Here is a 24,951-nt window from a genome sequence, read left to right on the forward strand (position 1 = left end):
GCGTCGGCGCACGCTGACCGCATCCGAGCGAGAGGCTGACCACCATGGCGCACGACCACGACCACGATCACGACCACGTCCACCGGCAGGGCCACGGCCACCACCACGACCACACCGACATCGACTGGGCGGCCATGGCCCCGATGCTGGAGTCCGAGGCGGAGCTGTTCACGTCGATGTACGACAGGGCCCTGGCCTGGCTGGCGAGGGAGGTGACCGAACCAGGTCTCATCGTCGACGCGGGCAGTGGGCCCGGCGTCGTGTCCTGCCTGTTCGCCGAGACGTTCCCGGGCGCCCGGATCGTGGCCGTGGACGGCTCGGAGCCGCTGCTGGAGCGGGCCAGGGCACGGGCGGAGCGTCAGGGGGTGGCCGACCGCTTCAGCACGGTCGTCGGGGAACTGCCGGACGTCCTGGACGAGTTGGACTACCCGGCCGATCTGCTGTGGGCGAGCCGCACCCTGCACCATCTCGGCGACCAGCGGGCCGGGCTCGCCGCGTTCGCGGCGCGGCTCGCGCCGGGCGGCACCCTGGCCCTCATGGAGGGCGGGCTGCCCGCACGGTTCCTGCCCCGCGACATCGGCATCGGCCGCCCCGGCCTCCAGGCACGCATGGACGCACTGGAGGAGGAGTGGTTCACGAAGATGCGGCAGGACCTCCGGGGCCATGTCGCCGAGCCGGAGAACTGGCCGGCCCTGCTGTCCGCCGCGGGCCTGAAGCACACCCGGACGCACAGCTTCCTCCTGGACCTTCCCGCCCCGGCCTCGGACCGCGCCCGTGCCCATGTCGTCGACCGCCTGACCCGCTTCCGCGACACCCTCGCGGAGGGCCTCGACCACGACGACCGCGCCACCCTGGACCGCCTCCTCGACCCCGGCGACGCGGCGAGCGTGCACCGCCGCCAGGACGTGTTCGTGCTGGCGGCCCACACCGTGCACACGGCGGTCCGGCCCGCGTAGCCCCGCGGCCCTCGGCGTCGAGTCCCTTGACTTCGAGAGCGCTTCAACTGATGGACTCCCCGGCATCGCACTCCGGCCGACACCACAGGGGGAAGTCCATGTCTCAGGTAGCGCTCATCACCGGCGGCGGAAGCGGCATCGGTGCCGCTGTCGCCCGGCAGTTGCTCGACGCCGGGCACCGGGTGGCGGTCACCGGCCGGGGGGAGGAGCGGCTGCGTGCCTTCGCCGAAGAGCTGGGACGTCCCGAGGGGCTGCTGACGCTCGTCGGCGACACCGCCGTGTACGACGACGTCCGCTCGGCGGTGGACAGCACCCTCAAGGCGTTCGGCCGGCTGGACACCGTGGTAGCCAACGCCGGCTTCGCCACCCACGACACGGTCGCCGAGGGGGATCCCGACGGCTGGCGGGACATGGTGCTGACCAACGTCCTCGGTCCCGCCCTGCTGATCCGGGCGTCCATCGACGCGCTGAAGGAGACCCGCGGCCGGATCGTGCTGGTCGGCAGCGTCGCCGGGTTCGTGCACGGACCGGGCAACCTGTACGGGGCGACCAAGTGGGCCGTGACCGGGCTCGCCGAGAACACCAGGCGGCAGGTCACCGAGTGGGGCGTGGGTGTCACCCTGGTCGCGCCGGGCCGGACGGAGACCCCCTTCTGGGACTCCTACGGCAGCCTCCCGCCCGGCCATCTCCTCACGGCCGGGCAGATCGCGGACTCGGTGGTCTGGGCGATCCGGCAGCCGGCCGGTGTCGATGTCAACACCGTCGTCATTCGGCCGGTGGGCCAGCCGGTCTGAGACCGCGGAGACGACAGCGCCCCGGCCCGGGCCCCGCGAAGGGGCTCCGGGCCGGGGCGCTGTCGGTGCTCCGGTCCTGTGAGGGGGGATCCGGACCCCGGCGCCGCCGCTACGGCTCAGGTGCCGTTGAACTCCGCCGGGTCCGGGCCGATGCGGCGGTCCTCGTTCAGGGCGCTGATCGCGGCCAGGTCCTCGTCGTCGAGGCTGAAATCGAAGACCTCGATGTTCTCCTTGATCCGCGACGGCGTCACGGACTTCGGGATCACCACGTTGCCCAGCTGGATGTGCCAGCGCAGCACGACCTGGGCCGGGGTGCGGTTGTGTTTCCGGGCGATGGCGACGATCGCCGGGACCTCCAGCAGGCCCTTGCCCTGGCCGAGCGGCGACCACGCCTCCGTGGCGATGCCCCGCTCCGCGTGGTACGCGCGGGAGGCGCCCTGCTGCAGGTGCGGGTGCAACTCGATCTGGTTCACCGCCGGGACGACCGACGTCTCACCGATCAGCTTCTCCAGGTGCTCGGGAAGGAAGTTGGAGACGCCGATGGCCCGGATCCGGCCGTCGGCGTGCAGCTTCTCGAACGCCTTGTAGGTGTCGACGTACAGACCGCGCTCCGGCGTCGGCCAGTGGATCAGGTACAGGTCGACGAAGTCCAGGCCGAGCTTCTCCAGCGACGTGTCGAAGGCGCGCAGCGTGGAGTCGTACCCCTGGTCGGCGTTCCACAGCTTCGTGGTGACGAAGAGCTCCTCGCGGGGGACGCCGGCGGCGGCGATGGCCTTGCCGGTGCCCTCCTCGTTGCCGTAGATCGCCGCGGTGTCGATGCTGCGGTACCCGGCCTCCAGCGCCGTCGCGACGGCCGTCTCGGCCTCGTCGTCCGGCACCTGCCAGACGCCGAAGCCCAGCTGGGGCATCTCGACGCCGTTGTTCAGGATGATCGGGGGGACCTTGCTCACGAGCTCTCGATCCTTCGGTAAGTGGTCAGATGAACTACCCATCGTCAAACGATCACGGGCGGTGATGCATTCCTGACGGGAGATTTCCGAAGCCACACCTGCCCCGCGGGGCGGACGTCACGCCCGGTAGAGCGCCTCGACCTCGTTCTCGTACGCCTTCTCGATCGCTTTCCGCTTCAGCTTCAGGGACGGGGTCAGCAGCCCGTGCTCCTCGGTGAACGGCTGGGCGAGTATGCGGAAGGTGCGGATCGACTCGGCCTGCGAGACGAGGGTGTTGGCGGCGACCACCGCGCGGCGCACCTCCGTCTCCAGGTCTGCGTCGCGCACCAGCTCCGCGGGGGACATCTGCGGCTTGGCCCGCATGGCCAGCCAGTGCTCCACGGCCTCCTGGTCGAGGGTGACCAGGGCGGCGATGTACGGGCGGTCGTTGCCCACGACGATGCACTGGTTGACCAGCGGATGGTCCCGGACGCGTTCCTCCAGCACACCGGGCGAAACACTCTTGCCGCCGGAGGTGACCAGGATCTCCTTCTTGCGGCCGGTGATGGTGAGGAAGCCGTCCTCGTCCAGCGTGCCGAGGTCGCCGGTGGCGAGCCAGCCGTCGTGCAGGGTCGCGTCGGTGGCCTTCTGGTTGTTGAGGTACCCCTGGAAGACGTTCTCGCCGTGCAGCCAGATCTCGCCGTCCTCCGCGATGTGCACGGTCATGCCGGGGATGGGCTGCCCGACCGTGCCGAAGCGGGTCCGGCCGGGCGGGTTGGCGGTGGCGGCGGCCGTGGACTCCGTCAGGCCGTAGCCCTCGTAGATGTGCACGCCCGCCCCGGCGAAGAACAGCCCGAGCCGGCGGTCCATCGCCGAGCCGCCGGACATGGCGTGCTTGATGCGGCCGCCCATCGCGGCGCGGATCTTGGTGTAGACGAGCTTGTCGAACAGCTGGTGCTGCATGCGCAGGCCCGCCGACGGGCCGGGTCCGGTGCCCCAGGCCTTGGCCTCCATCGCGTCCGCGTACTTGATGGCGATGTCGACGGCCTTCTCGAACGGGCCGGAGCGGCCCTCCTTCTCGGCCTTGCGGCGGGCCGCGTTGAACACCTTCTCGAAGATGTACGGCACGGCCAGGAAGAACGTCGGCTTGAACGCCGCCAGGTCCGGCAGCAGGGCCGCCGCGTTCAGCTGCGGCTGATGGCCGAACTTCACCTTGCCGCGAATGCCGGCGACCTGCACCATGCGCCCGAAGACGTGCGCGAGCGGCAGGAACAGCAGGGTCGCCGCCTCGTCGCCGCGCCTGGAGTGGAACACCGGCTCCCAGCGCTCGATGACGGTGTCCGCCTCGTACATGAAGTTGCCGTGCGTGATGACGCAGCCCTTGGGGCGGCCTGTGGTGCCCGAGGTGTAGATGATCGTGGCGACCGAGTCGGGTGTGACGGCCTGCCGGTGGCGGTGCACCACCTCGTCGTCGAGGTGCGCGCCCGCGTCGTACAGCTCGTGCACCGCCCCGGCGTCCAGCTGCCACAGGCGGCGCAGCTGGGGCAGCCGGTCGATGACGGTGGCGATCGTCATGGCGTGGTCCTCGTGCTCCACGACCGCGGCCGTCACCTCGGCGTCGTAGAGCATCCAGAAGCACTGCTCGGCCGAGGACGTCGGGTAGACCGGCACGACCTGGGCGCCGATCGTCCACAGCGCGTAGTCGAAGAGGGTCCACTCGTAGCGGGTGCGGGACATGATCGCGACCCGGTCGCCGAACCGGATGCCGCTCGCCAGCAGCCCCTTGGCCAGGGCGAGTACCTCGTCGCGGAACTCGGCGGCTGTGACATCCCGCCACTGGCCCGCATCGTCCTTGCGGCCCAGCGCGATGTGCAGCGGGTCCTCCTGGGCATGCTCGAAGACCACGTCGGCCAGACCACCCACCGGAGGTGCCAACGCCAACGGAGGGTTGGTGAACTCGCGCAAACCCCGCTCCCCGCTCCTCAGCGCTTCAGTCGAGTGACGCCCCGCACAGCGCCGTGAAAGCTACCCCAACCGACCAGGGGGCGGGAGGGGGTACGAAGGCGGGCGGCCCTCTCGTATGCGCTGGTCAGCCAGGGAAAAAAGCGCCCACATGGGGAAGGGTCGGACACAATCCTGACGGTTGAGTAAGTTTCGGTGCCGTAATCTCCACCGAATCTGTACGAGTCCAGGTGCCGCGCGACGCGCTGTCGAGCGGGGTCTCTTCTGTCAGTGGGACGGCGGCGGATTCTGTCACTCCGCTTCGTCACAGCCCCTCGCGCTCGCTGCGGTGAAGACGATCCCCACCTGCCAGGATCGCCGCCGCGAGGGCGTCCGCCGCGCCCTGCGCGGAGGGTCGGCGGCGGCCGTGGACCAGGACGAAGTCGACCTGCCCCAGCTCCGGCAGCCCCGCCCGGTCCGGGACCCGGACCAGACCCGGAGGGATGAGACCGCGGGAGTGGGCCATCACCCCGAGACCGGCCCGGGCCGCGGCGACCAGACCGTTGAGGCTCCCGCTGGTGCACACCACGCGCCAGTCCCGGCCCTGCCGCTCCAGGGCCTCCAGGGCGAGCGCGCGGGTGATGCCCGGCGGCGGGTAGACGATGAGCGGCACCGGGCGGTCCGGGTCGAGGCGGAGCCGCTCCGCGCCGATCCACACCAGCCGGTCGTGCCGGACCAGCTCGCCCCGGGGGTCCTCGGGGCGCCGCTTGGCCAGGACGAGGTCCAGCTTCCCGGCGGCCAGCTGCTCGTGCAGCGTGCCCGACAGCTCGACCGTCAGCTCCAGGTCGACCTCCGGGTGCTCGTGCCGGAAGCCCTCCAGGATCTCGGGCAGCCGGGTCAGCACGAAGTCCTCCGAGGCGCCGAAGCGCAGCCGGCCGCGCAACCGGGTACCCGTGAAGAACGCCGCCGCCTGCTCGTACACCTCCAGGATCCGGCGCGCGAAGCCGAGCATGGCCTCGCCGTCCTCCGTCAGCTCCACCGAGTGCGTGTCCCGGGTGAACAGCGTGCGCCCGGCGGCGTCCTCCAGCCGCCGCACGTGCTGGCTGACCGTCGACTGCCGCAGTCCGAGCCGACGCGCGGCCTGCGTGAAGCTCAGCGTCTGCGCGACCGACAGGAACGTGCGCAGATGGGACGGGTCGTACATGCCGACCACGTTATCGCGAAACGCGATGACAGTGAGTGCCGTATACGGGATTCCCGATCGCCGGAGCGGGGAGCAGGATGGAAGGGGGCCCCTGCGGCCCCGGACCGACCGGAGTACCAAGCAAGTGGAGCACCGTGAAACGCCTGCGCTGGCCGAGCTGGATGCCGATCGACCCCTATATCGTGCTGCTCCTCGGGACGGTGGGGCTCGCCGCGCTGTTCCCGGCGCGTGGGTCGGCCGCGGATGTCGCCTCCGGTGCCTCCACGGCGGCGGTCGCCCTCCTGTTCTTCCTGTACGGGGCCCGGCTGTCCACCCGTGAGGCGCTCGACGGGCTGCGGCACTGGCGGCTCCACATCACGGTCCTCGCCTGCACCTTCCTCGTCTTCCCGCTGCTCGGGCTCGCGGCCCGCGGGCTGGTGCCGGTGATCCTGACGCACCCGCTCTACCAGGGCCTGCTCTTCCTCACGCTCGTCCCGTCGACCGTGCAGTCGTCGATCGCCTTCACCTCGATCGCCCGCGGCAACGTGCCCGCCGCGATCTGCGCGGGGTCCTTCTCCTCCCTCGTCGGCATCGTCGCCACCCCGCTGCTCGCTGCCTCACTGCTCGGCGGCAGCGGCGGCGGGTTCTCCGCCGACTCGCTGCTGAAGATCGTGCTGCAACTGCTGGTGCCGTTCCTGGCCGGGCAGCTGCTGCGCCGCTGGATCGGTCGCTTCGTCAGCCGCCGCAAGAAGGCCCTCGGGCTCGTGGACCGCGGCTCGATCCTGCTCGTCGTCTACACCGCGTTCAGCGCGGGCATGGTGCAGGGCATCTGGCACCAGGTCAGCCCCGCCCGGCTCGGCGGTCTGGTCGGCGTCGAGGCCGTGATCCTCGCCGTGATGCTGCTGCTGACCTGGTACGGCGGCAAGGCGCTGCGCTTCGGCCGGGCGGACCGGATCGCGATCCAGTTCGCCGGTTCGAAGAAGTCCCTGGCCGCCGGGCTGCCCATGGCGAGCGTCCTGTTCGGCGCCGAGGCGGCGCTCGCCGTGCTGCCGCTGATGCTCTTCCACCAGATGCAGCTGATCGTGTGCGCGGTGATCGCCAAGCGGCGCGCGCGGGAAGCGGCGACGGAGGTCACCGCACCGCAGCCAGTCGCAACGACACGAACCGCGGTCGGTACAGGGACACGTTCCGGCTGAGCCGGTCGGCGGCGCCCGTCGGCTCCAGCCAGTTGACGTCGTAGCTCAGCACGAGCCGTCCGTCGCCGCTCAGCACCGGATGCGTCTGCGGGTTGTAGGCGGCGACCTGTCCCTGGGGCAGCGGCGGGCTGAACTCCTTCCCGGGGCCGTGCCACGGCCCGGCGGGCGAGCAGGCCCAGTAGGAGGCGATGGTGGTCAGCCCCTTCGGTCCGGCGGCCATCGTGAACAGCACGTACGTGCCGTCCTCCCGGACGACCGAGAACGCGCTGCCCACGCCCTTGCGCCGCCCGTCCCCGAGCACCGGCCGGGGGCGGGCCCCGGGCACCCACGCCGAACCGCTCCAGTACTGCCAGGCCGACGGATCGCCGAGGGCGCCCTCCGGCACACGGGCCGCGTAGGCGTGCGAGGCGGGCCGGGAGGCGGCCCGGCCGTCGTCGCCGCCGAACACATAGGTCCAGCCGTCCTCCTCGACCAGCGTCGTACCGAACAGCACCCGCCGGGACGGGTCGGGGACCCGCTGCCGGCCGAGCACCTCGACGATCGACTCCAGGCGCAGGTCCGGCAGCGACAGCGTGGCGACCTCGGTGGCGGTGGGCACGCCGTAGATCCAGGGGGCCTGCCCTGCCGTGCGCACCCACAGCAGCACCCGGACGACCTGCTCCGAGGAGCCGGGGGAGCGCGGTTCGACGCGGGCGGCGACCGGCCAGCGCCACTGGTTCGGTGCCGGGTCGGCGAACAGCGGGGCGGGCAGGGTGGAGTCGAGCCGGCCGTCGCGCATCAGCACCGCCGAGTTGCGCACCAGCGGTGTGCCGGCGTCCCGCCAGGCGTGGGACTCGCCGTGCGGGTTGGGCGGGCCGTACACGCGGCCCAGGTAGGTGTCCGAGAACAGCCACAGCACCCGGCCGTCCGGCAGCCGCACCGAATGGGTGCCGTCGCCGCCGGTCCAGTCGTCGACGCGGCTCGCGTCGTCGCCGTAGCGGGTGAACTCGTCGGTGAGTCCGTCGTCCGGCTTCCAGGAACCGACGGTGAGCGCCTGGCAGGCGTCGTCGTGCGAACCGTCGTCGTCCGGCAGTGCGATGAGCAGGGCGGCGCCGAGAACCAGGGCCAGCAGCAGGCCGATCCCGGTTCCCGTGCGCTGTCGTGCTCGTGCTGCTCCTGAGTCGTCGGGCACGTTCCGTGACGTTAGTTGCTGCCGCTCACCTGGTCCATGGGGAGCCACAGCACCGTGCCCCGGGACGCCGCGCCCGCCGCGCCGGATGCCAACTCGGCGTCGCTCAGGGCCCGGTTCCACACCCGGACGTCGTCGATCGCGCCCGTGAGGAACGCCCGGCTGTCCATGCGCTGGCCGATGTGCACGCCGAAGGGGGAGTTGCGGCTGACCGAGCCCGGCACGTCCGGGGTGCCGATCGACTCGCCGTCGAGGAAGAGCGTCAACTGCCCTCCGCCGCGACGCAGGGCCAGATGGTGCCAGCGGCCGTCGTTGTGGGCCCCGTCGGTCGACACCGAGGCGGACCTGACGGTCGTCGCCCCGGACCGGGTGGTGATCAGCCCCCGGACGCGGTTGCTCGCCGGTTCCCCGCGCAGCCAGATCTGCGGCTGGGTGGTGCCGATGCCGCCCATCCACAGGAAGGGCTGCTCGCCGGTCGTGGCCGTGTAGCGGAAGTGCAGCGAGGCCGTGAAGTCCCCCTCCCCGAGCGGGAGCCGGGACCGGTAGGGCAGCCGTACGGCGTCGTCGGTGCCGTCGAAGGCCAGCGCACCGCCGTGGACACCGGCCGTGCGCCCGGCGCCGCCGAGCACCGCCGCGGGCCTGGCGCCCGCCGCAGAGTCGCGCGTGGTCGGGTCGGCTCCCCGGCGCGGCTTCAGCCAGTCCTCGGTGAAGCGGGCGAAGCGGATCTCGTCGCGCGCGTCGACCGCGCCGCCCTCGTACAGCAGGCCCACCGTGGTGCCGCCCACGGCCACCATGTCGGAGTAGCCGGACCAGTCCGTGGTGACGACCGTGCCCCGGTCCACGCTCTCCCAGGTGCGCCCGCCGTCGTAGGAGGAGCGGACCATCATCGTGCGGCGGCGGTCGGGGTCGGCCGGAGCGGACAGCAGCATCCGGCCGCCGAGGCGCAGGGTCGCGCCCTGGACCTGCGGGGTGTACAGGTCGGGGAGGTCGCGGAACGGGGTGGCGAAGCTGTCGCCGCCGTCCGTGCTGAAGGTCTGGGAGCGGTGGCCCAGGTCGGTGCCGTCCTGCTCCCGGCCGCTGACGAGCAGGACGCCGTCGGCGCGTTCGGTGAGCGTTACCTCGGACGGCTTCTGCCGGAACACGCCGTCCTGCCCTATGGGCCAGGTGTCCGTGGCGCCGACGCGCCAGGAGTCGCCGCCGTCGTCGCTGACGACGAGCGCGGCGTGGTTGGCGGAGACCCGGCTGCCGTTCCACGTCTCGGTGTTGACACCGAACACCAGCCGTCCGGCGTGCTTGCCGCGGGTCAGCTGGATGCCGTGCACCGGACCGGTCGCGTACCAGGAGTTCCAGTGCTCGGGCAGGATCTCGTCGCTCAGATCGCGCGGCTGCGACCAGGTGCGGCCGTCGTCGTCGCTGTACTGAAGGTGCGGGGTGCGGTCGCAGGGGACGGCGCAGTTGCCGGCGTCCGCACGGCCGGTGTTGTACGTCTCGGCCAGCAGGATCCGGCCGGTGTCGCGGTCCACGATCGGCGCCGGGTTGCCGTGGGTGTCGCCGGCGCCCTCGGTGACGACCTGGAGCGGCCCCCAGGTGCGGCCGCCGTCGGTGGATCGCTTGAGGACGATGTCGATGTCGGCCGCGTCACCGCAGTTGAGGACCCGGCCCTCGGCGAACGCCAGCAGCGTGCCGCTGGTGGTGCGCACGATCGCCGGGATCCGGAAGCAGGCGTAGCCCGGGTCCTGGGACGCCTTGAAGAGCACCTGCTGGTCGAACTCCGTTGAGACGGCGACGGGTTGGGCGTGTGCCGGGGCGGTGGGCGCCAGCAGCGCCCCGGCGGCGACGGCGGCTGTGAGGGTGGATCTCAGACGTGCGCGAAGACTTGACGGCATGGTGCGACCTGCCCTTCATGCGTCTGTCGGCTGGACCACCGAGGCATGGGGGAAGAAGTCCGGTCATCCGGACATCCCACGTCCAATGTGTGGGCCACAGACGGTACTTGGGTTCACAGACCCCCCACAAGAAGCGTGCGTCAGGGGATCAGCACGACCTTGCCCAGGTTGGACCGCCCCTCGATCTCCCCGTGCGCCTTGGCTGCGTCCTCCAACGCGAACTCCCGGTGCACGACCGGCCTGAGCTCTCCCGCGGCGAACAACCGCCACAGTTCCGCACACCACCGTTCGTGCAACTCGGGCTTCCCGCGGGCGATACGGGCCACCTGGAACCCGATCACCGACTTGGCTCCCACGAGCAGGTCGTACGCCTGGATGGTGCCGCCGCCCGAGCTGTACGCCACCAGCCGTCCCTCGGGGACGAGCGCGTGCAGGGCCGGGGTGAGCAGCTCGCCGCCGACCGCGTCCAGCACGTAGTCGACCGGGGTGCCCCAGCCGGTGTCGCCGTACGCGATGACGTGGTCGGCGCCGAGGCCCCGGACGAAGTCGGCCTTGGCCGGGTCGGACACGGCTCCCACGACCCGTCCGGCGCCGCGCGTCCTGGCCAGTTGCAGGGCCAGGTGGCCGACGCCGCTCGCGGCCGCGGTGACCAGGGCCGCCTCGCCCGGCTCGGGGCGTGCCGCCTCCAGGGCGCCGAGGGCTACGAGTCCGCTGCGGACCAGGGCGACCGCGTCGACGGCACTCGCGTCCGCCGGAATCGGGGAGGCCATGGCCTCGTGCAGCAGTGCGAAGTCGGCGTAGCCGTGGCCGAAGCAGAGCCCGGTCACCCGGTCGCCGGTACCGAAGTCCGAGACGCCCTCTCCGACGGCCACGACCTCGCCCGCGATCTCGCCGCCGAGCGGGACGGGCTCGTCCGCCTCGGTGACCTTGCGTACGACCGGGAGCGTCACGCCGATGGCTTCCGCGCGCACGAGCAGCTCTCCGGGGCCGGGCTCGGGGAGCGGGGCCTCCTCCATGAACAGGGGGCCGCCTCGGGATTCGTAGCGGACGCGGCGCATCGCACCTCCGGGTTCGTTGGTGTTCCCCATGAATTCATTGGGGAGCCCAACGGTATAGGAGGATCATAGGAAGAACCAACGATGTTGTGGTTAGGCTGCGCCCATGTCGGAAGCACCCCTCCCCGCGATCCGCTCCCTGCCCAGCTGGCTGCTCGGCCGCGCCGCCGCCCGTGGCCGGGCCCTGGTGGCCGAGGCACTGGCCGCGGAGGACATGCGGATGTGGCACCACGTGGTGCTGTCCGCCGTCCGCGACCTCGCACCCGTCGCCCAGGCCGACCTCGGCCGCGGGGTCCGGCTGGACCCCAAGGACCTGGTCGGCGTGCTCAACGACCTCCAGTCGGCCGGCCTGGTGGTCCGCGAGCCCGACCCGAAGGACCGCCGCAAGAACGCGGTGTCCCTCACGGAACGGGGAGCACGGCTGCTGAAGCGCTGCGAGAAGGCGGCCCGCGCCGCCAACGACGAACTGCTCGCACCGCTGTCCGCGGCCGAACGGGAGCAGTTCAAGGCGATGCTGCTCCGGATATCCGAGACTGGCTAGCGGCACTGGCTGGCGGCAGTGGGCGATCCGTCGCCGGGGGCCGGATGAAGGTGCACCTTTTTCGGCGCCGTCACCGCCCGGCCCGCCTGCCTTCCAGCAGTCCGTGCAGGTGCGCGGCGGCGTTCTGGATGTCCGAGTATTTCTGCTGTCCGGCCCGTACCTCGGCGGAGAGCACACCGCAGCGGTGGACACGATCGAAATCGCCGTAGGGGAACTTGTACCGGCCCTTGGTCTCGTTTCCCATCTCGTCGTCGATGCCCAGGTACCACCTGGCGTACTCGGCGAATCCGTGCTCATCGAGATAGGCATTCTCGTCCGCCGCCGAAGGCCGGTGCTCGCTCCAGTCGTCCCGGTCGTCCAGGACGATCCGGTCCTCTTCGGCCAGCTTCTTTGCGTGGTCGAACGCCGTCGCGTTCAATTTCACCGTCATGCCGTTACCGCCGTATCGACTGTCGTGTTCAGATGTCGGCTGCCGCAGACCGGATGTCCTGCCGCGCCTGCCCCATCAGCTCGTCCAAATCGCCGACCTCAGGTGCGAGTTCCCGCGCGCGCGGCGCGATCTGCTGCAGCCATGTCGCCGTGGCCAGGGCCAGTTCGACCGCCTCCCGGGTCCGCTCCTCGCCGAGCAGTTTCTCGACCTTGAAAGCAATGCCGGCGAGCGTGTCGTCATCGGTGGCAGGCACCAGGTAGGACTCCAGGCCCGGCGGATACGGTGTCCGCTCCCGGTACTCACGCATCGCGGTCACGACCGCGGGCACCGCGCTGTACCGGTCGAGGAGGCCCATGAAGACGTACAGGCGGGCCACCAGCCGTGGCAGGCCGGGGTGCCGATCCAGCCAGGCCATCAGCTCACGCTGATCACCGAAGTGGTCGATGATCTGCGACATCGCCTCCGCGACCCGGTTCGGCCAGGTCCAGTGGAAGGGCAGCAGCCGAGCCACCTGACGGGCGAGCGCCGCCTCGCCCTCCGCGTCCAGCGTGCCGGCGACGAATTCGGCGACCTGCCCGTGGTCCAGTCCGTAGTCGGCCGGCGCCGCCCGGTCCTGTGAGCTCTGCGACGAGTCGTGGCGCAGACGCAACAGCTGTGCGCCGATCTTGCTCATTGTCCGGTTCCGCATTGTTCCTCCCAGCTCGCGATGTGTTCAGCCGATGGCCAAGAGGGTGGTGTTGCCACGGGCAACGGGCACCGCTGGTGGGCTCTTCCCCTTGCGCCTGTGCGTGCCGTGCGGCCGGCACGAGCCAGTAGACATTCCGCTGCCGGTATCTCTCTTCGTCCGTCCGGTACAGGAGGCGAAGTCGCCATTGGATCCTGCAGGCGGAAGCGCCCGGACGGATTACTCGACACCGTGAACACAGGACACCACATGCGTCCGCTGCTTCCGCGTGGGGCTTCGGCCCGGACTCGTCCAGGCAGGTCCAGCAGGGCCGGACGGCTCGGCCTGTCAGGCCGAGGAAGTCGCTCGGGGCTGCGCATACCGTCGCGGAGAGAGCAGATTGCCACCGGAGGAGGAACGACGATGGCTGGTACCGAAACGCTCGACCGCAGCACCTGGGAGACCGCCCTCAACCAGATGACCGAGGAACACCAAGGGGAGTTCGTCACCATCGAAGTACTGGACCCCGAGGTCGGGCACCAGTACGAAGCCAACCGGCTGCCCTTCGCCAACATCCTGTACGACCCGAAGGACGACGTAGTGGTCGTCTCCGTCGGCGGACAGTCGCCGCGCTACCCCGCCGTCCTGCGGCACCTGGTGTGGCACCCCAGGGAGATCGACGTCGCCACGCGGGACATTCCCGAGCCGGCGATCCGGACAGTCGACAAGGACGGCACCGCCACGCTGATCACCTTCTTTCCCCAGGAATCCGGCACGGAGTCCTGACCTCTGAGGCGCGCCCGCCCGCACTGCTGCGCCGTACACGCGTGACGGACCGCACGGCGCCCGGGCAGCCCTCCGTCACCGGGTGTCGTGCGGGCGAGGGGCCTACCGTGGGAGATGGTCCCGGCCTCGGCCCCGCCGACCGGCCGGTCGTTCACGCCGGGGGCGGAAGGAGGCGCGAGATGTCCGATGCGATACGGGACACCACGGCCCGGCGTGTACGACATTTCGTCGACGCCGGATATCCCGACGCCGGGCCCGTCGAGGCGGCGGTGGAGGGAGCCGTCTACCGACTCGGGGACGGAACGGTGGCCAAGGTGTGGGAGCGCCGACGGGGATCCGAACTGTGTCGGATGCAGCGTTTCTACACCGATGCCGCGGCGCACCTGCCGTTCGGCACCCCGGAGATCCTCGCCGTCGAGGACATCGACGGTGTCCCGATGACCGTGGAGCGGGAGCTGACCGGCGAGCCCCTGGCGGGCAGGATCCGCACCGACGACCCGGACGAGGTGCTGCCCGAAGCGGTCGACTGCCTGGTCGGCGTGCTGCGCGCCCTCGCGGACGCCCATGACGTCGACGAGGTCAAGCACCTTCCTGTGCTGGACGAGGAACGCCCGCTGTGGGATGACCACGCCACTTTCGGATCCGCCTTGGCGGACCTGGTGGACCGGCGGGTCAGCCGGTACGCGGACCGGCTCTCCACGCATGTCCGCGACTTCGACGACACGCGCGCCCGGCTGCTTCGGAAGCTGCGCTCGCTGCCCCGTACCGACGAGGCGGTCGTCCACGGTGACGTCTTCCCGGAGACCGTGCTGGTGGACGACGATCTGCGGCCGCTCGCCCTCGTGGACTACGGCTTCCTGTCCACGGGCGGGGACCCCCGGTTCGACGCCGCCGTGGCCGCGGCCATCTTCCCGGCGGGCACCGAGCACGCCCCGGAGATCACCCGGCAGCTCACCACGCGGTTCGCCGACGAGTTCGGCTACGCGGTCGACGACCTTCTGCTGTACCGGGCCGCCTATGCGATGGCCACGAGCGACGCCTTCGCGCCGGGCGGCGGTGACGAGCACTTCGCCTGGTGCGTCACCGTGCTCGAGGACCCGGCCGTCGCCGAGTCCCTGCACCGGTGACGCACACGAGGGCCAGAACGCCAGGACCCAAGGGGGGCCTGGGTGGGACGCCCCGGGCGGGCCGAGACGGGGCCCCTGCGGCGCAGGGGGCGCTCCCCGCCGGTCGGGGCCCCGCCGCCGTGTCGCGGGGAGGGCCTGCTCAGCCCTGGGCGGCCGCGGCCCGCACAGCGATCCGGTCCTCACCCGCGTACACGTTCATGGAGCTGCCCCGCAGGAAGCCCACCAGCGTCAGGCCCGTCTCGGCGGCCAGGTCCACCGCCAGCGAGGACGGGGCGGACACGGCCGCCAGCACGGGGATGCCCGCCATCACGGCCTTCTGCGCCAGCTCGAAGGAGGCCCGGCCCGAGACGAGCAGGACTGTCCGGGACAGGGGCAGCTCCCCGTTCTGCAGGGCGCGGCCGACCAGCTTGTCGACCGCGTTGTGCCGGCCCACGTCCTCCCGGATGTCCAGCAGCTCGCCCTCCTGCGAGAACAGGGCCGCCGCGTGCAGGCCCCCGGTCCGGTCGAAGACCCGCTGTGCCGCGCGCAGCCGGTCGGGGAGGGTCGCGAGCAGCTCGGGGGAGACCCGGACCGGGGGAGTGTCGGCAATGGGCCACCGGGCCGTGGTGCGCACCGCGTCCAGCGACGCCTTGCCGCACAGCCCGCAGGAGGACGTGGTGTAGACGTTGCGCTCCAGTGTGATGTCGGGGACGCCCACGCCCGGCGCGGTCTTCACGTCGACCACGTTGTAGGTGTTCGACCCGTCGGCCGTCGCCCCGGCGCAGTAGACGATGTTCTGCAGATCCTGCTGATCCGCCAGCACCCCCTCGCTCACCAGGAACCCCGCGGCCAGCGCGAAGTCGTCGCCGGGGGTGCGCATGGTGATCGCCAGGGGCTTGCCGTTGAGCCGGATCTCCATCGGCTCCTCGGCGACGAGCGTGTCCGGGCGGCTGGAGACCGCCCCGTCCCGGATACGGATCACCTTGCGTCGTTCCGTGACTCGTCCCATGTTCCGATCAGTCCCGGTTCTGTACGTGCTGGTAGCCGAAGCGGCCCTTGATGCAGAGGTTGCCGTGGGTCACCGGGTTGTCGTGCGGCGAGGTGACCTTCACGATCTCATTGTCCTGTACGTGCAGCGTCAGGTTGCAGCCCACTCCGCAGTACGCGCACACCGTGGTCGTCTCCTTCTGCCGCGCCTCGTCCCAGGTACCCGCCGCGCGCATGTCGAACTCGGACTTGAAGGACAGCGTGCCCGTGGGGCACACCTCGATGCAGTTGCCGCAGTACACGCACGCCGAGTCGGTCAGCGGCGCGTCGTGCTCCACGGCGATCCGGGCGTCGAAACCGCGCCCGGCGACCGAGATCGCGAAGGAGTTCTGCCACTGGTCGCCACAGGCGTCCACGCACTTGTAGCAGAGGATGCACTTGTCGTAGTCCCTGACATACAGATCGTTGTCGACCCTCGGTTCCTCGTCGAGGCGGGCCGCGTCCGGGCCGAAGCGGTCCGGCTTCGCCTCGTACTCCTTGAGCCACCCGGCGACCTTCGGCGTCGTCGACAGGTCGACCGACGACGCGAGCAGCTCCAGGACGACCTTGCGGCTGTGCCGGGCGCGCTCGGTGTCCGTGCGGACCTCCATGCCCGGCTCGGCCTTGCGGGAGCAGGCCGGGACGAGCGTCCTGGCCCCCTCGACCTCGACCACGCAGACCCGGCAGGCGTTCTTGGGGCGCCGGGTGTCGCCCTCGCACAGGGTCGGGATGTTCCTTCCCGGCCGCCCGGCAGGCGTCCAGAATGGTCGAGCCCTCGGGGACCCGGGCCTCCTCGCCGTCGAGGGTGAACTCCAGCACGCGGCCCGGGATCCCCAGCGGTGTGACGGTCATTCGTACGCCCCCAGACGGTCGATGGCGGATTCCACGGCGTTCCACGCGGTCTGCCCCAGACCGCAGATCGAGGCGTCCCGCATGGCGCGGCCGACCTCCCGCAGCAGCGCGATGTCCCCGGCGGTGTCGGCGCCCGTGCGCTCCACGATCCGGCGCAGTGCCTCCTCCTGGCGCACCGTCCCGACCCGGCAGGGCACGCACTGCCCGCACGACTCGTCCCGGAAGAACTCCGCGATGCGCAGCAGCAGGCGGGGCAGGGGCACGCTGTCGTCGAAGGCCATGACGACCCCCGAGCCGAGCGTGGTGCCCGCCTCCCGGGTCCCTTCGAAGGTGAGCGGGATGTCCGTCTCGTCGGCCCGTACGAAGCCGCCCGCGGCCCCGCCGAGCAGCACCGCCCGCAGCCCCTCGCGCACCCCGGCCAGGGTCAACACGTCGCCCAGCGTCGCACCGAACGGCACCTCGTAGACGCCGGGCCGCTCCACACTCCCGGACACGCAGAACAGCTTCGGCCCGGTGGAGCGCCCGGTGCCGATGGCCGCGTACGCCGGGGCGCCCACGGTCAGGATCGGCAGGACGTTGGCCAGCGTCTCGACGTTGTTCTCGACCGTCGGCTTGCCGAACAGGCCCTTTTCCACCGGGAACGGCGGCTTGGAGCGGGGCTCGCCCCGGTAGCCCTCGATGGAGTTGAACAGGGCCGTCTCCTCACCGCAGATGTAGGCGCCCGCGCCGCGCCGGATCTCGATGTCGAAGGCGTAGCCCTGCCCGAGGACGTCGTCGCCGAGCAGTCCGCGCGCACGGGCCTGCGTGATCGCGTGCTCCAGCAGGTGCAGGGCGCGCGGGTACTCGCCGCGCAGGTACAGGTAGCCCTCGTGGGCGCCGGTCGCGTACCCGGCGATCGTCATCGCCTCGACGAGCGCGTACGGGTCGCCCTCCATGAGCACCCGGTCCTTGAAGGTGCCCGGCTCGGACTCGGCGGCGTTGCAGACGAGGTAGTGCGGATGGTCCGGCTGCGACGCCGTGGCCTGCCATTTGCGGCCGGTGGGGAAGGCGGCGCCGCCGCGCCCGACCAGGCCCGAGTCGGTGACCTCGCGGATGACCCCGGCGGGACCCAGCTCGAAGGCCCGGCGCAGGGCGGTGTAGCCGCCGTGGGCGCGGTAGTCGTCGAGGGACGACGGGTCGACCACGCCGACCCGGTGCAGCAGCATCAGCCCGTCCTGCCCCGCCTGGGGCACCGCCGGCGCGGCCGGCGGCTCCTCGGGCGCGGAACCGGGCGAGGACGCGGCGAGCACCGCCTCCTCGACGGTCGCCGGCGCCGAGACGGCCGTACGGACGGGATCCCCGGCCTTGATCGCGAGCGCGGCCGGGGCCCGTTCGCACAGGCCCAGGCACGGGCTGCGCTCGACGCTCACCCCGCTGCCGAGGCCCAGCCGCGCCTCGACCCCGGCGCACAGCTCCGGCGCCCCGGCCGCCGCGCACGCCAGGTCCGTGCACACGTGGAGGAGGGTCGCCGGACGCGGCTCGAGAGAGAACATGGCGTAGAACGTGGCGACCCCGTACGCCTCCGCCGGCGGCACCGTCAGCCGCCGGCACAGGTAGTCGAGGGCACCTTCGCTGATCCAGCCGATCCGGTCGTTGACGGCATGCAGCCCCGGCAGCAGCAGGTCGCGGCGGTCCCGGGCCTCGCGTCCGCCACGCGCCCACTTCAGATCGCCGGCTCGCAACTCATCGCGGGCGGCGCCCTCCCAGGAGGACTCCGGAGGCCCGAGCAGGGCGTCGACGGCCGCCCGCTCCTCGTCCGTCGGCTTGCTGTCACCGAAGTGCAGGTCCACTTGCGTCACCCCACGATGGTCGCGATGGGCAGCTTCTCGATCCGGATCGCCGACGCCTCGTTCGCGAGCCCCGCGTGGATGATCTCGCGGCCGATCGCGTGCGCCATCGGGATGTCCGTGCCGACGTTGAGCCCCATCCAGCTCTCCGCCCACTCGGCGGTCGACGCCCGGCGCGGATCGACCGCGTACATCCGGGCGCCGTTCCTGATCCCCTTCAGCACGTGCTGGAAGAAGATCGGGTGCGCGAACCGGGCGTTGGAGCCCCACATCACGATGACGTCGGTGTGCTCGATCTCCTCGTACGACGACGTCCCGCCGCCCGAGCCGAACGCCGCCCACAGGCCCGCCACGCTCGGGGCATGGCAGGTGCGGTTGCAGGAGTCGACGTTGTTGGTGCCCATGACGACCCGGGCGAACTTCTGCGCCACGTAGTTCATCTCGTTGGTGGCGCGGGCGCAGCTGAACATGCCGAAGGCGTCGCGGTTGCGCCCGAGGCCCCGGGCGGCCCGGTCCAGGGCCTCCTCCCAGGTGGCCTGCCGGAACGGCTCGTCGCGGGAGTCCCTCACGAGCGGGTGGGTGAGCCGGGTGTAGGTCGTGGGGGTCCGGTCGCGATTCCTCATGCGGCGCTCCTCAGCGCGAGCAGGTCCGAGATGGCGTGCACGGTGCGCAGGGTGGGCACCTCCAGGCCGGTGATCTCCGCCAGTTCGACGACCGCCGCGAGCAGCACGTCGAGTTCGAGCGGCTTGCCGCGCTCCAGGTCCTGGAGCGTGGAGGTGCGGTGGTCGCCGACCCGCTCGGCACCCGCGAGCCGGCGTTCGACGGAGACACCGACCTCGCAGCCGAGGGCCTCGGCGACCGCCAGCGTCTCGGTCATCATGATCTCGATGACCTTGCGGGTGCCGCCGTGCAGACACATCTGCCGCATGGTCGCGCGGGCCAGGGCGCTGATCGGGTTGAAGGAGATGTTGCCGAGCAGCTTGACCCAGATGTCGCCGCGCAGGTCCGGTTCGACGGGGCATTTCAGCCCGCCCGCATGGCCTCGCTGAAGGCGAGGCAGCGCGTGGAGCGGCTGCGGTCGGGCTCGCCGATGGAGAACCGCGTGCCCTCCAAGTGGCGTACGACGCCCGGCCCTTCGAGTTCGGTCGCCGCGTAGACGACACAGCCGATGGCCCGTTCGGGGGCGAGTACCGCACTGACCGCGCCGTCCGGGTCGACGCTCTCGACACGATGACCGTCGTACGGGCCGCCATGCCGGTGGAAGTACCACCAGGGGATGCCGTTCCGGGCCGCGACGACCGAGGTCGTCTCATGCAGCAAGGGCGCGATCAGCGGCCCGCACGCCGCGTACGCGTTGGCCTTCAGACCCAGGAAGACATGGTCGACCGGGCCGACTTCGGCCGGGTCGTCGGTGGCGTGGGGGTGCGCGGTGAAGTCACCGCGTGGGCTGCGCACCCGCACTCCGTGCTGCCTCATGGCCGCCAGATGCGGTCCACGGGCGATGAGATGCACCTCGGCGCCCGCGGGGTGGAGCGCGGCGCCGACGTAGGCGCCGATGGCACCGGCGCCGAGAACTGCGACTTTCACGGGAACACTCCGTTCGGTTTGAGGGATACCGCGGAGGTGGCTGCCGTCCGGCCGCCCACGGGTCGCTTATGGCTCGCGTATAGCTCGCGGACGGCTCGCGGACGGCTTGTGTCGACGAAATATTGTCTACAGTATGGAGGTTGGGGCGGCAAGGGTCCGTGCGCCGACCGTTCGGCGCATGCCGCATACCGTTCACCGCATACGGTCGACGCCGCGTCTTCTCAACACCCCTGCGGATCCCTACCGTCCGGGATTCATGAGTCCCCCAGTCGCGCCCCCGGGCTGGAGCCGCTGGCTCGTTCCGCCCGCCGCTCTCTCCGTACACCTCTCCATCGGCCAGGCCTACGCCTGGAGCGTGTTCAAACCTCCCCTCGAGTTCGCGCTCGGCCTCAGCGGCACCCAGAGCGCGCTGCCCTTCCAGCTGGGCATCGTCATGCTCGGCCTGTCCGCCGCGTTCGGCGGCACCCTCGTGGAGCGCAACGGCCCCCGCTGGGCGATGACCGTCGCCCTGCTCTGCTTCTCCTCCGGCTTCCTGCTCTCCGCGCTGGGCGCGTTCCTGGAGCAGTACTGGCTGATCGTCCTCGGCTACGGCTTCGTCGGCGGCATCGGTCTGGGCATCGGTTACATCTCGCCCGTCTCCACGCTGATCAAGTGGTTCCCGGACCGGCCCGGCATGGCCACCGGCATCGCCATCATGGGCTTCGGCGGCGGCGCGCTCATCGCCTCGCCCTGGTCGGCCCAGATGCTGGAGTCGTTCGGCAGCGACAGCTCCGGCATCGCGCTGGCCTTCCTGGTGCACGGGCTGTCGTACGCGGTGTTCATGCTGCTGGGTGTGCTGCTGGTCCGGGTTCCGCGCAGCGAGAAACCCGTGGAGAGCGGTCCCCGTGTCTTCGCAGGCCCACAGGTCTCCGCGAAACAGGCGCTGCGCACCCCGCAGTTCTGGCTCCTGTGGATCGTGCTCTGCATGAACGTCACCGCCGGCATCGGCATCCTGGAGAAGGCCGCGCCGATGATCACGGACTTCTTCGCGGACACCTCCACCCCGGTGTCGGTGACGGCCGCCGCCGGCTTCGTCGCGCTGCTGTCCGCGGCGAACATGGCCGGCCGCATCGGCTGGTCCTCGACGTCCGACCTCATCGGCCGCAAGAACATCTACCGCGTCTACCTGGGCGTCGGCGCCCTCATGTACGCCCTCATCGCCCTGTTCGGCGACTCCTCCAAACCGCTGTTCGTCCTGTGCGCGCTGGTCATCCTCTCCTTCTACGGCGGCGGTTTCGCCACGGTTCCGGCCTATCTGAAGGATTTGTTCGGTACGTACCAGGTCGGCGCGATTCACGGGCGGCTGCTCACCGCCTGGTCCACGGCCGGGGTGCTCGGCCCGCTGATCGTGAACTGGATCGCCGACCGGCAGGAGGAGGCGGGCCGGCACGGCGCGTCCCTGTACGGGCTGTCCTTCGTCATCATGATCGGGCTGCTCGTCGTCGGCTTCGTCGCCAACGAACTGGTGCGGCCCGTCGACCCCCGCCACCACGTCCCCGCCCCGAAGGAGGCCGCCCATGTCGAGCGACAGCAGTCAGAGTCCGCCTAGCCCGGACCGGCGGTGGCTGATCGCCCTCGCCTGGGTGTGGGTGGGCGTACCGCTCGCCTACGGGCTGTACGAGCTCGTCCGCAAGGCGACGCAGCTGTTCACCGGGTAGGAGCCGGGCCGCCGGGTGGGCGTTCGACAGGTGTCCGGGCGTCCGAGCTCCTGACCGAAGCTGACAACCCCGGCGCTCGTTTCCTGTCGCCTTGGCTGCCGTCGTACCCGTGAGTCACTCATCAGACTGGTGGATCCGCTACCCAAGGCAACGAGGGGGATCCACCCAATGAACGGCTCGCGCATCGCCGCCGTCGGCCACTACCAGCCCGCCAAGGTCCTCACCAACGAGGAACTGGCGGGCCTGGTCGACACCAGTGACGAGTGGATCAGGAGCCGGGTGGGCATCCGCACGCGTCACATCGCCGGACCCGACGAGCCGGTCGACGAGCTGGCCGCCCACGCCGCCGCCAAGGCGCTCGCCGGGGCGGGGCTGGCCCCGGCGGACATCGACCTGGTCCTGGTCGCGACCTCCACCGCCGTCGACCGCTCGCCCAACATGGCCGCCCGGGTCGCGGCCCGCCTGGGCATCCCGCAGGCCGCCACCATGGACCTCAACGTCGTGTGCGCAGGTTTCACCCACGCCCTGGCCACCGCCGACCACGCCGTCCGCGCCGGGGGCGCGAGCCGGGCGCTGGTCATCGGGGCCGACAAGATGTCGGAGGTGACCGACTGGAGCGACCGCACCACGTGCGTGCTCGTCGGCGACGGGGCCGGCGCCGCGGTGGTCGAGGCCGCCGGCGAACCGGCCATCGGACCGGTGCTGTGGGGCTCGGTTCCCGAGATGGGCAACGCGGTGCGCATCGAGGGCACCCCGCCGCGCTTCGCCCAGGAGGGGCAGAGCGTCTACCGCTGGGCCACCACACAGCTGCCGCCCATCGCGCGCCGGGCCTGCGAGCGGGCCGGGCTGGAGCCGGCCGACCTCGCCGGAGTGGTGCTGCACCAGGCGAACCTGCGCATCATCGAACCCCTCGCGGAGAAGATCGGCGCCGTCAACGCGGTCGTCGCCCGCGATGTCACCGAGTCCGGCAACACCTCGGCCGCGAGCATCCCGCTGGCCTTCTCGAAGCTGGTCGAGCGGGGGGCGCTCACCACGGGCGATCCGGTGCTGCTGTTCGGCTTCGGCGGGAACCTGTCGTACGCGGGGCAGGTCGTGCGCTGCCCCTGAGCCCGGGTCGGTTCCTCGTGGTGTGACGCGGTCAACTCACCGAAGCCCTGGTGCTTGTGCGCCGTAGACTGTAGACGAAAGACAATCAATACTGATTCTGCGGCGATACCGGCTCGCGCCGCGCTGTGCACGGCCCTGCCGAGGAGGGGGACCGCGATGCTGTCGACAGGCCTGCCCCAAGGGGCGGTACCCAAGCTGGAACGCCCGGGTCCGCTGCGTGACCGTGTCTACGAGGCACTGCTCGAACTCATCACCACCCGTGCGCTGCAGCCCGGCCAGCATCTCGTCGAGAGTGAACTCGCCGGGCATCTCGGGGTCTCCCGGCAACCGGTGCGCGAGGCGCTGCAGCGGCTCAACACCGAGGGGTGGGTCGATCTGCGGCCGGCCCAGGGCGCGTTCGTGCACGAGCCGACGGAGGAGGAGGCCGACCAGCTCCTCACGGTCCGTACGCTCCTGGAGGCGGAGGCCGCCCGGCTCGCGGCGGCCAACGCCGACAGCGCGGGCATCGCCGCCCTCGAAGCGCTGTGCGCCGAGGGTGAGAAGGCCGTCGAGGCGGACGACGTGGACGGGGCCGTCGCCATGAACGCCCGCTTCCACGCCAAGATCATGGAGCTCGCCGGCAACGCGGTCCTCGCCGAACTCGCCGCCCAGGTCGACCGGCGCGTGCGCTGGTACTACACGCCGGTGGCGCGTCGGCGCGGGCACCAGTCCTGGATCGAGCACCGCGAGCTGATCGCCGCGGTCTCCGACCGGGACGAGCAGCGCGCGACCCAGCTCATGCGCGAACACACCGAGCACACGCGCCGGTCGTATCACGCGCGTTCCCGCTCGTAGCTCAATGGCTCCGCGGCTCCTTCGCGGGGCGCCCGTCGCCGCCTCTTTGTCCTGTGAGTGGAAAAAGTAGGGGGCAATTCCTGCGCGACTTCTTCCCACTCCCGGCAGCCGCTGCTACGTTCCCTCCGAAAGCAAGCCACCGAGGTGGCGGAAAACCGGCGCGCACAGGCCGATCGAGGCGGGGAGGGGCTCGTGAGACGCATGACCGCACGACCCGGAAACGCCCACCAGGCCCGACTGCTCAGGTTGTTGCGCGACGGCGGACCCAACTCCCGTGCACAGCTGGGCGACCAGGTCGATCTCTCACGTTCCAAGCTGGCCGTGGAGGTGGACCGGCTGCTGGAGACGGGGCTGGTCGTGGCCGACGGACTCGCCGCCTCGCGCGGTGGCCGCCGCTCCCACAACATCCGGCTCAACCCCGAACTGCGCTTCCTCGGCGTCGACATCGGCGCGACCTCGGTCGACGTCGCCGTCACCAACGCCGAGCTGGAGACCCTCGGGCACCTCAACCAGCCCATGGACGTGCGCGAGGGCCCCGTCGCGGTCTTCGAGCAGGTCCTGGCCATGGCCGCGAAACTGCGGGCCTCCGGGCTCGCGGAGGGGTTCGACGGCGCCGGTATCGGCGTCCCGGGCCCCGTCCGCTTCCCCGAGGGCATCCCGGTGGCACCGCCGATCATGCCGGGCTGGGACGGCTTCCCCGTGCGGGAGGCGCTCAGCCAGGAACTCGGCTGCCCCGTCATGGTCGACAACGACGTGAACCTCATGGCGATGGGGGAGCAGCACGCGGGCGTCGCCCGCACCGTCGCCGACTTCCTCTGCGTCAAGATCGGCACCGGCATCGGCTGCGGCATCGTCGTCGGCGGTGAGGTCTACCGCGGTACGACGGGCAGCGCCGGCGACATCGGGCACATCCAGGCCGTCCCCGACGGCCGACCCTGTGCCTGCGGCAACCGGGGCTGCCTGGAGGCCCACTTCAGCGGAGCCGCCCTGGCCCGTGACGCCACGGAGGCCGCCCAGCAGGGGCTTTCGGACGAACTGGCCCAACGTCTGGAGGCGAACGGCGGCCTCACCGCCGTCGACGTCTCCGCCGCGGCCGCCGCGGGCGACGCCACCGCCCTCGATCTGATCCGTGAAGGCGGCAACCACACCGGCCAGGTCATCGCCGGGCTGGTCAGCTTCTTCAACCCCGGCCTGGTGGTGATCGGCGGTGGGGTGACCGGCCTCGGTCACACCTTGCTCGCCGCGATCCGTACCCAGGTCTACCGCCAGTCGCTGCCCCTGGCGACCGGCAACCTGCCCATCGTCCTGGGCGAGCTCGGCCCCACCGCCGGCGTCATCGGCGCGGCCCGGCTCATCAGCGACCACCTGTTCTCACCCGCGTAAGCCC

At 71.3% G+C, this 24,951-nt stretch carries 21 protein-coding genes and 3 pseudogenes; 11 read left to right on the plus strand and 13 right to left on the minus strand.

The genetic code is table 11. From position 1 onward, the window contains the following. Positions 1–44: 44 nt before the first annotated feature. A complete protein-coding gene (locus tag K4G64_RS13620; protein WP_221756300.1) occupies positions 45–956 on the plus strand; it encodes a trans-aconitate 2-methyltransferase in 912 nt (303 codons plus the stop codon). A 98-nt stretch (positions 957–1,054) separates the two neighbouring features. Continuing rightward, entirely contained in the window at positions 1,055–1,750 is a 696-nt protein-coding gene (locus K4G64_RS13625) for an SDR family oxidoreductase (protein WP_221756301.1), read from the plus strand. A gap of 116 nt (positions 1,751–1,866) precedes the next feature. On the opposite strand, the gene K4G64_RS13630 is transcribed toward K4G64_RS13625, so the two are convergent. The 3 genes from K4G64_RS13630 to K4G64_RS13640 form a co-directional block, all read right to left on the minus strand. Then, complete coding sequence (locus K4G64_RS13630) at positions 1,867–2,658, minus strand: aldo/keto reductase (protein WP_221756324.1); 792 nt, start codon at positions 2,656–2,658, stop codon at positions 1,867–1,869. Positions 2,659–2,817: 159 nt separating this feature from the next. Then, on the minus strand, positions 2,818–4,644 hold the full coding sequence (locus K4G64_RS13635) for a long-chain fatty acid--CoA ligase (protein ID WP_221756302.1): 1,827 nt from the start codon (positions 4,642–4,644) through the stop codon (positions 2,818–2,820). Positions 4,645–4,945: 301 nt separating this feature from the next. Continuing rightward, a complete protein-coding gene (locus tag K4G64_RS13640) occupies positions 4,946–5,824 on the minus strand; it encodes a LysR substrate-binding domain-containing protein (RefSeq protein WP_221756303.1) in 879 nt (292 codons plus the stop codon). Between the two features lie 161 nt (positions 5,825–5,985). On the opposite strand from K4G64_RS13640, the gene K4G64_RS13645 reads away from it, so the two are divergent. Next, positions 5,986–6,999: a bile acid:sodium symporter family protein gene (locus K4G64_RS13645; protein WP_221756325.1), complete on the plus strand. Its 1,014-nt coding sequence runs from the start codon at positions 5,986–5,988 to the stop codon at positions 6,997–6,999. On the opposite strand, the gene K4G64_RS13650 is transcribed toward K4G64_RS13645, so the two are convergent. The 3 genes from K4G64_RS13650 to K4G64_RS13660 form a co-directional block, all read right to left on the minus strand. Next, complete coding sequence (locus tag K4G64_RS13650; RefSeq protein ID WP_221756304.1) at positions 6,935–8,170, minus strand: DUF4185 domain-containing protein; 1,236 nt, start codon at positions 8,168–8,170, stop codon at positions 6,935–6,937. The two genes, K4G64_RS13645 and K4G64_RS13650, sit on opposite strands and share 65 nt — an antisense overlap. Before the next feature lie 11 nt (positions 8,171–8,181). Continuing rightward, positions 8,182–10,053: a sialidase family protein gene (locus K4G64_RS13655; RefSeq protein WP_221756305.1), complete on the minus strand. Its 1,872-nt coding sequence runs from the start codon at positions 10,051–10,053 to the stop codon at positions 8,182–8,184. Positions 10,054–10,193: 140 nt separating this feature from the next. Next, the gene (locus tag K4G64_RS13660) at positions 10,194–11,111 is read right to left on the minus strand and encodes a zinc-binding dehydrogenase (RefSeq protein WP_221756326.1); all 918 of its coding nucleotides are present in this window, start codon (positions 11,109–11,111) and stop codon (positions 10,194–10,196) included. Between the two features lie 103 nt (positions 11,112–11,214). On the opposite strand from K4G64_RS13660, the gene K4G64_RS13665 reads away from it, so the two are divergent. Then, positions 11,215–11,649, plus strand: a complete 435-nt coding sequence (locus K4G64_RS13665) for a MarR family winged helix-turn-helix transcriptional regulator (protein ID WP_221756306.1) — start codon at positions 11,215–11,217, stop codon at positions 11,647–11,649. Between the two features lie 70 nt (positions 11,650–11,719). Here the strand turns inward: K4G64_RS13665 and K4G64_RS13670 are convergent, their stop codons facing one another. Both K4G64_RS13670 and K4G64_RS13675 read right to left on the minus strand, forming a co-directional pair. Continuing rightward, a complete protein-coding gene (locus tag K4G64_RS13670; RefSeq protein WP_221756307.1) occupies positions 11,720–12,079 on the minus strand; it encodes a hypothetical protein in 360 nt (119 codons plus the stop codon). Between the two features lie 28 nt (positions 12,080–12,107). After that, on the minus strand, positions 12,108–12,752 hold the full coding sequence (locus K4G64_RS13675; RefSeq protein ID WP_260460423.1) for a hypothetical protein: 645 nt from the start codon (positions 12,750–12,752) through the stop codon (positions 12,108–12,110). A 414-nt stretch (positions 12,753–13,166) separates the two neighbouring features. Between K4G64_RS13675 and K4G64_RS13680 the strand changes: the two genes are divergently transcribed. Further along, positions 13,167–13,529, plus strand: coding sequence for a DUF5335 family protein (locus K4G64_RS13680; protein WP_221756309.1), 363 nt, complete (start codon positions 13,167–13,169; stop codon positions 13,527–13,529). Positions 13,530–13,708: 179 nt separating this feature from the next. Further along, positions 13,709–14,656, plus strand: a complete 948-nt coding sequence (locus tag K4G64_RS13685) for a phosphotransferase family protein (protein WP_221756310.1) — start codon at positions 13,709–13,711, stop codon at positions 14,654–14,656. A 139-nt stretch (positions 14,657–14,795) separates the two neighbouring features. Here the strand turns inward: K4G64_RS13685 and fdhD are convergent, their stop codons facing one another. The 5 genes and pseudogenes from fdhD to K4G64_RS13710 form a co-directional block, all read right to left on the minus strand. Continuing rightward, on the minus strand, positions 14,796–15,644 hold the full coding sequence (gene fdhD / locus K4G64_RS13690; protein ID WP_221756311.1) for a formate dehydrogenase accessory sulfurtransferase FdhD: 849 nt from the start codon (positions 15,642–15,644) through the stop codon (positions 14,796–14,798). A 7-nt stretch (positions 15,645–15,651) separates the two neighbouring features. Further along, positions 15,652–16,513 (minus strand): annotated as a pseudogene (locus tag K4G64_RS13695) (2Fe-2S iron-sulfur cluster-binding protein). Next, positions 16,510–18,342, minus strand: a complete 1,833-nt coding sequence (locus tag K4G64_RS13700) for an NAD(P)H-dependent oxidoreductase subunit E (protein ID WP_221756327.1) — start codon at positions 18,340–18,342, stop codon at positions 16,510–16,512. Before K4G64_RS13700 ends, K4G64_RS13695 begins: the two are co-directional and overlap by 4 nt. A 53-nt stretch (positions 18,343–18,395) precedes the next feature. Then, a pseudogene (locus K4G64_RS13705) lies at positions 18,396–18,962 on the minus strand (molybdopterin oxidoreductase family protein); the annotation flags it as partial. After that, positions 18,959–19,926, minus strand: a pseudogene (locus tag K4G64_RS13710) (2-dehydropantoate 2-reductase). The pseudogenes K4G64_RS13705 and K4G64_RS13710, both read right to left, overlap by 4 nt. A gap of 256 nt (positions 19,927–20,182) precedes the next feature. Here K4G64_RS13710 and K4G64_RS13715 point away from each other — a divergent pair. The 5 genes from K4G64_RS13715 to K4G64_RS13735 all read left to right on the plus strand — a co-directional run bounded on the left by K4G64_RS13715 (position 20,183) and on the right by K4G64_RS13735 (position 24,947). Further along, complete coding sequence (locus K4G64_RS13715) at positions 20,183–21,514, plus strand: OFA family MFS transporter (RefSeq protein ID WP_221756312.1); 1,332 nt, start codon at positions 20,183–20,185, stop codon at positions 21,512–21,514. After that, positions 21,483–21,623 carry a hypothetical protein gene (locus tag K4G64_RS13720; RefSeq protein WP_167526639.1) on the plus strand — a complete coding sequence of 47 codons (141 nt, stop codon included), beginning with the start codon at positions 21,483–21,485 and terminating at the stop codon, positions 21,621–21,623. Before K4G64_RS13715 ends, K4G64_RS13720 begins: the two co-directional genes overlap by 32 nt. 168 nt (positions 21,624–21,791) lie before the next feature. Continuing rightward, positions 21,792–22,730 (plus strand): beta-ketoacyl-ACP synthase III, encoded by a 939-nt coding sequence (locus K4G64_RS13725; protein ID WP_221756313.1) that lies wholly within the window; start codon positions 21,792–21,794, stop codon positions 22,728–22,730. 156 nt (positions 22,731–22,886) lie between these two features. After that, positions 22,887–23,564 carry a GntR family transcriptional regulator gene (locus K4G64_RS13730; protein WP_221756314.1) on the plus strand — a complete coding sequence of 226 codons (678 nt, stop codon included), beginning with the start codon at positions 22,887–22,889 and terminating at the stop codon, positions 23,562–23,564. A gap of 201 nt (positions 23,565–23,765) precedes the next feature. Next, positions 23,766–24,947 carry an ROK family transcriptional regulator gene (locus K4G64_RS13735; protein WP_221756315.1) on the plus strand — a complete coding sequence of 394 codons (1,182 nt, stop codon included), beginning with the start codon at positions 23,766–23,768 and terminating at the stop codon, positions 24,945–24,947. Positions 24,948–24,951: the final 4 nt, after the last annotated feature.

Origin of the sequence: Streptomyces sp. WAC04114, from assembly GCF_019733245.1 — a bacterium.
Taxonomy (GTDB): Bacteria; Actinomycetota; Actinomycetes; order Streptomycetales; family Streptomycetaceae; genus Streptomyces; species Streptomyces massasporeus_A.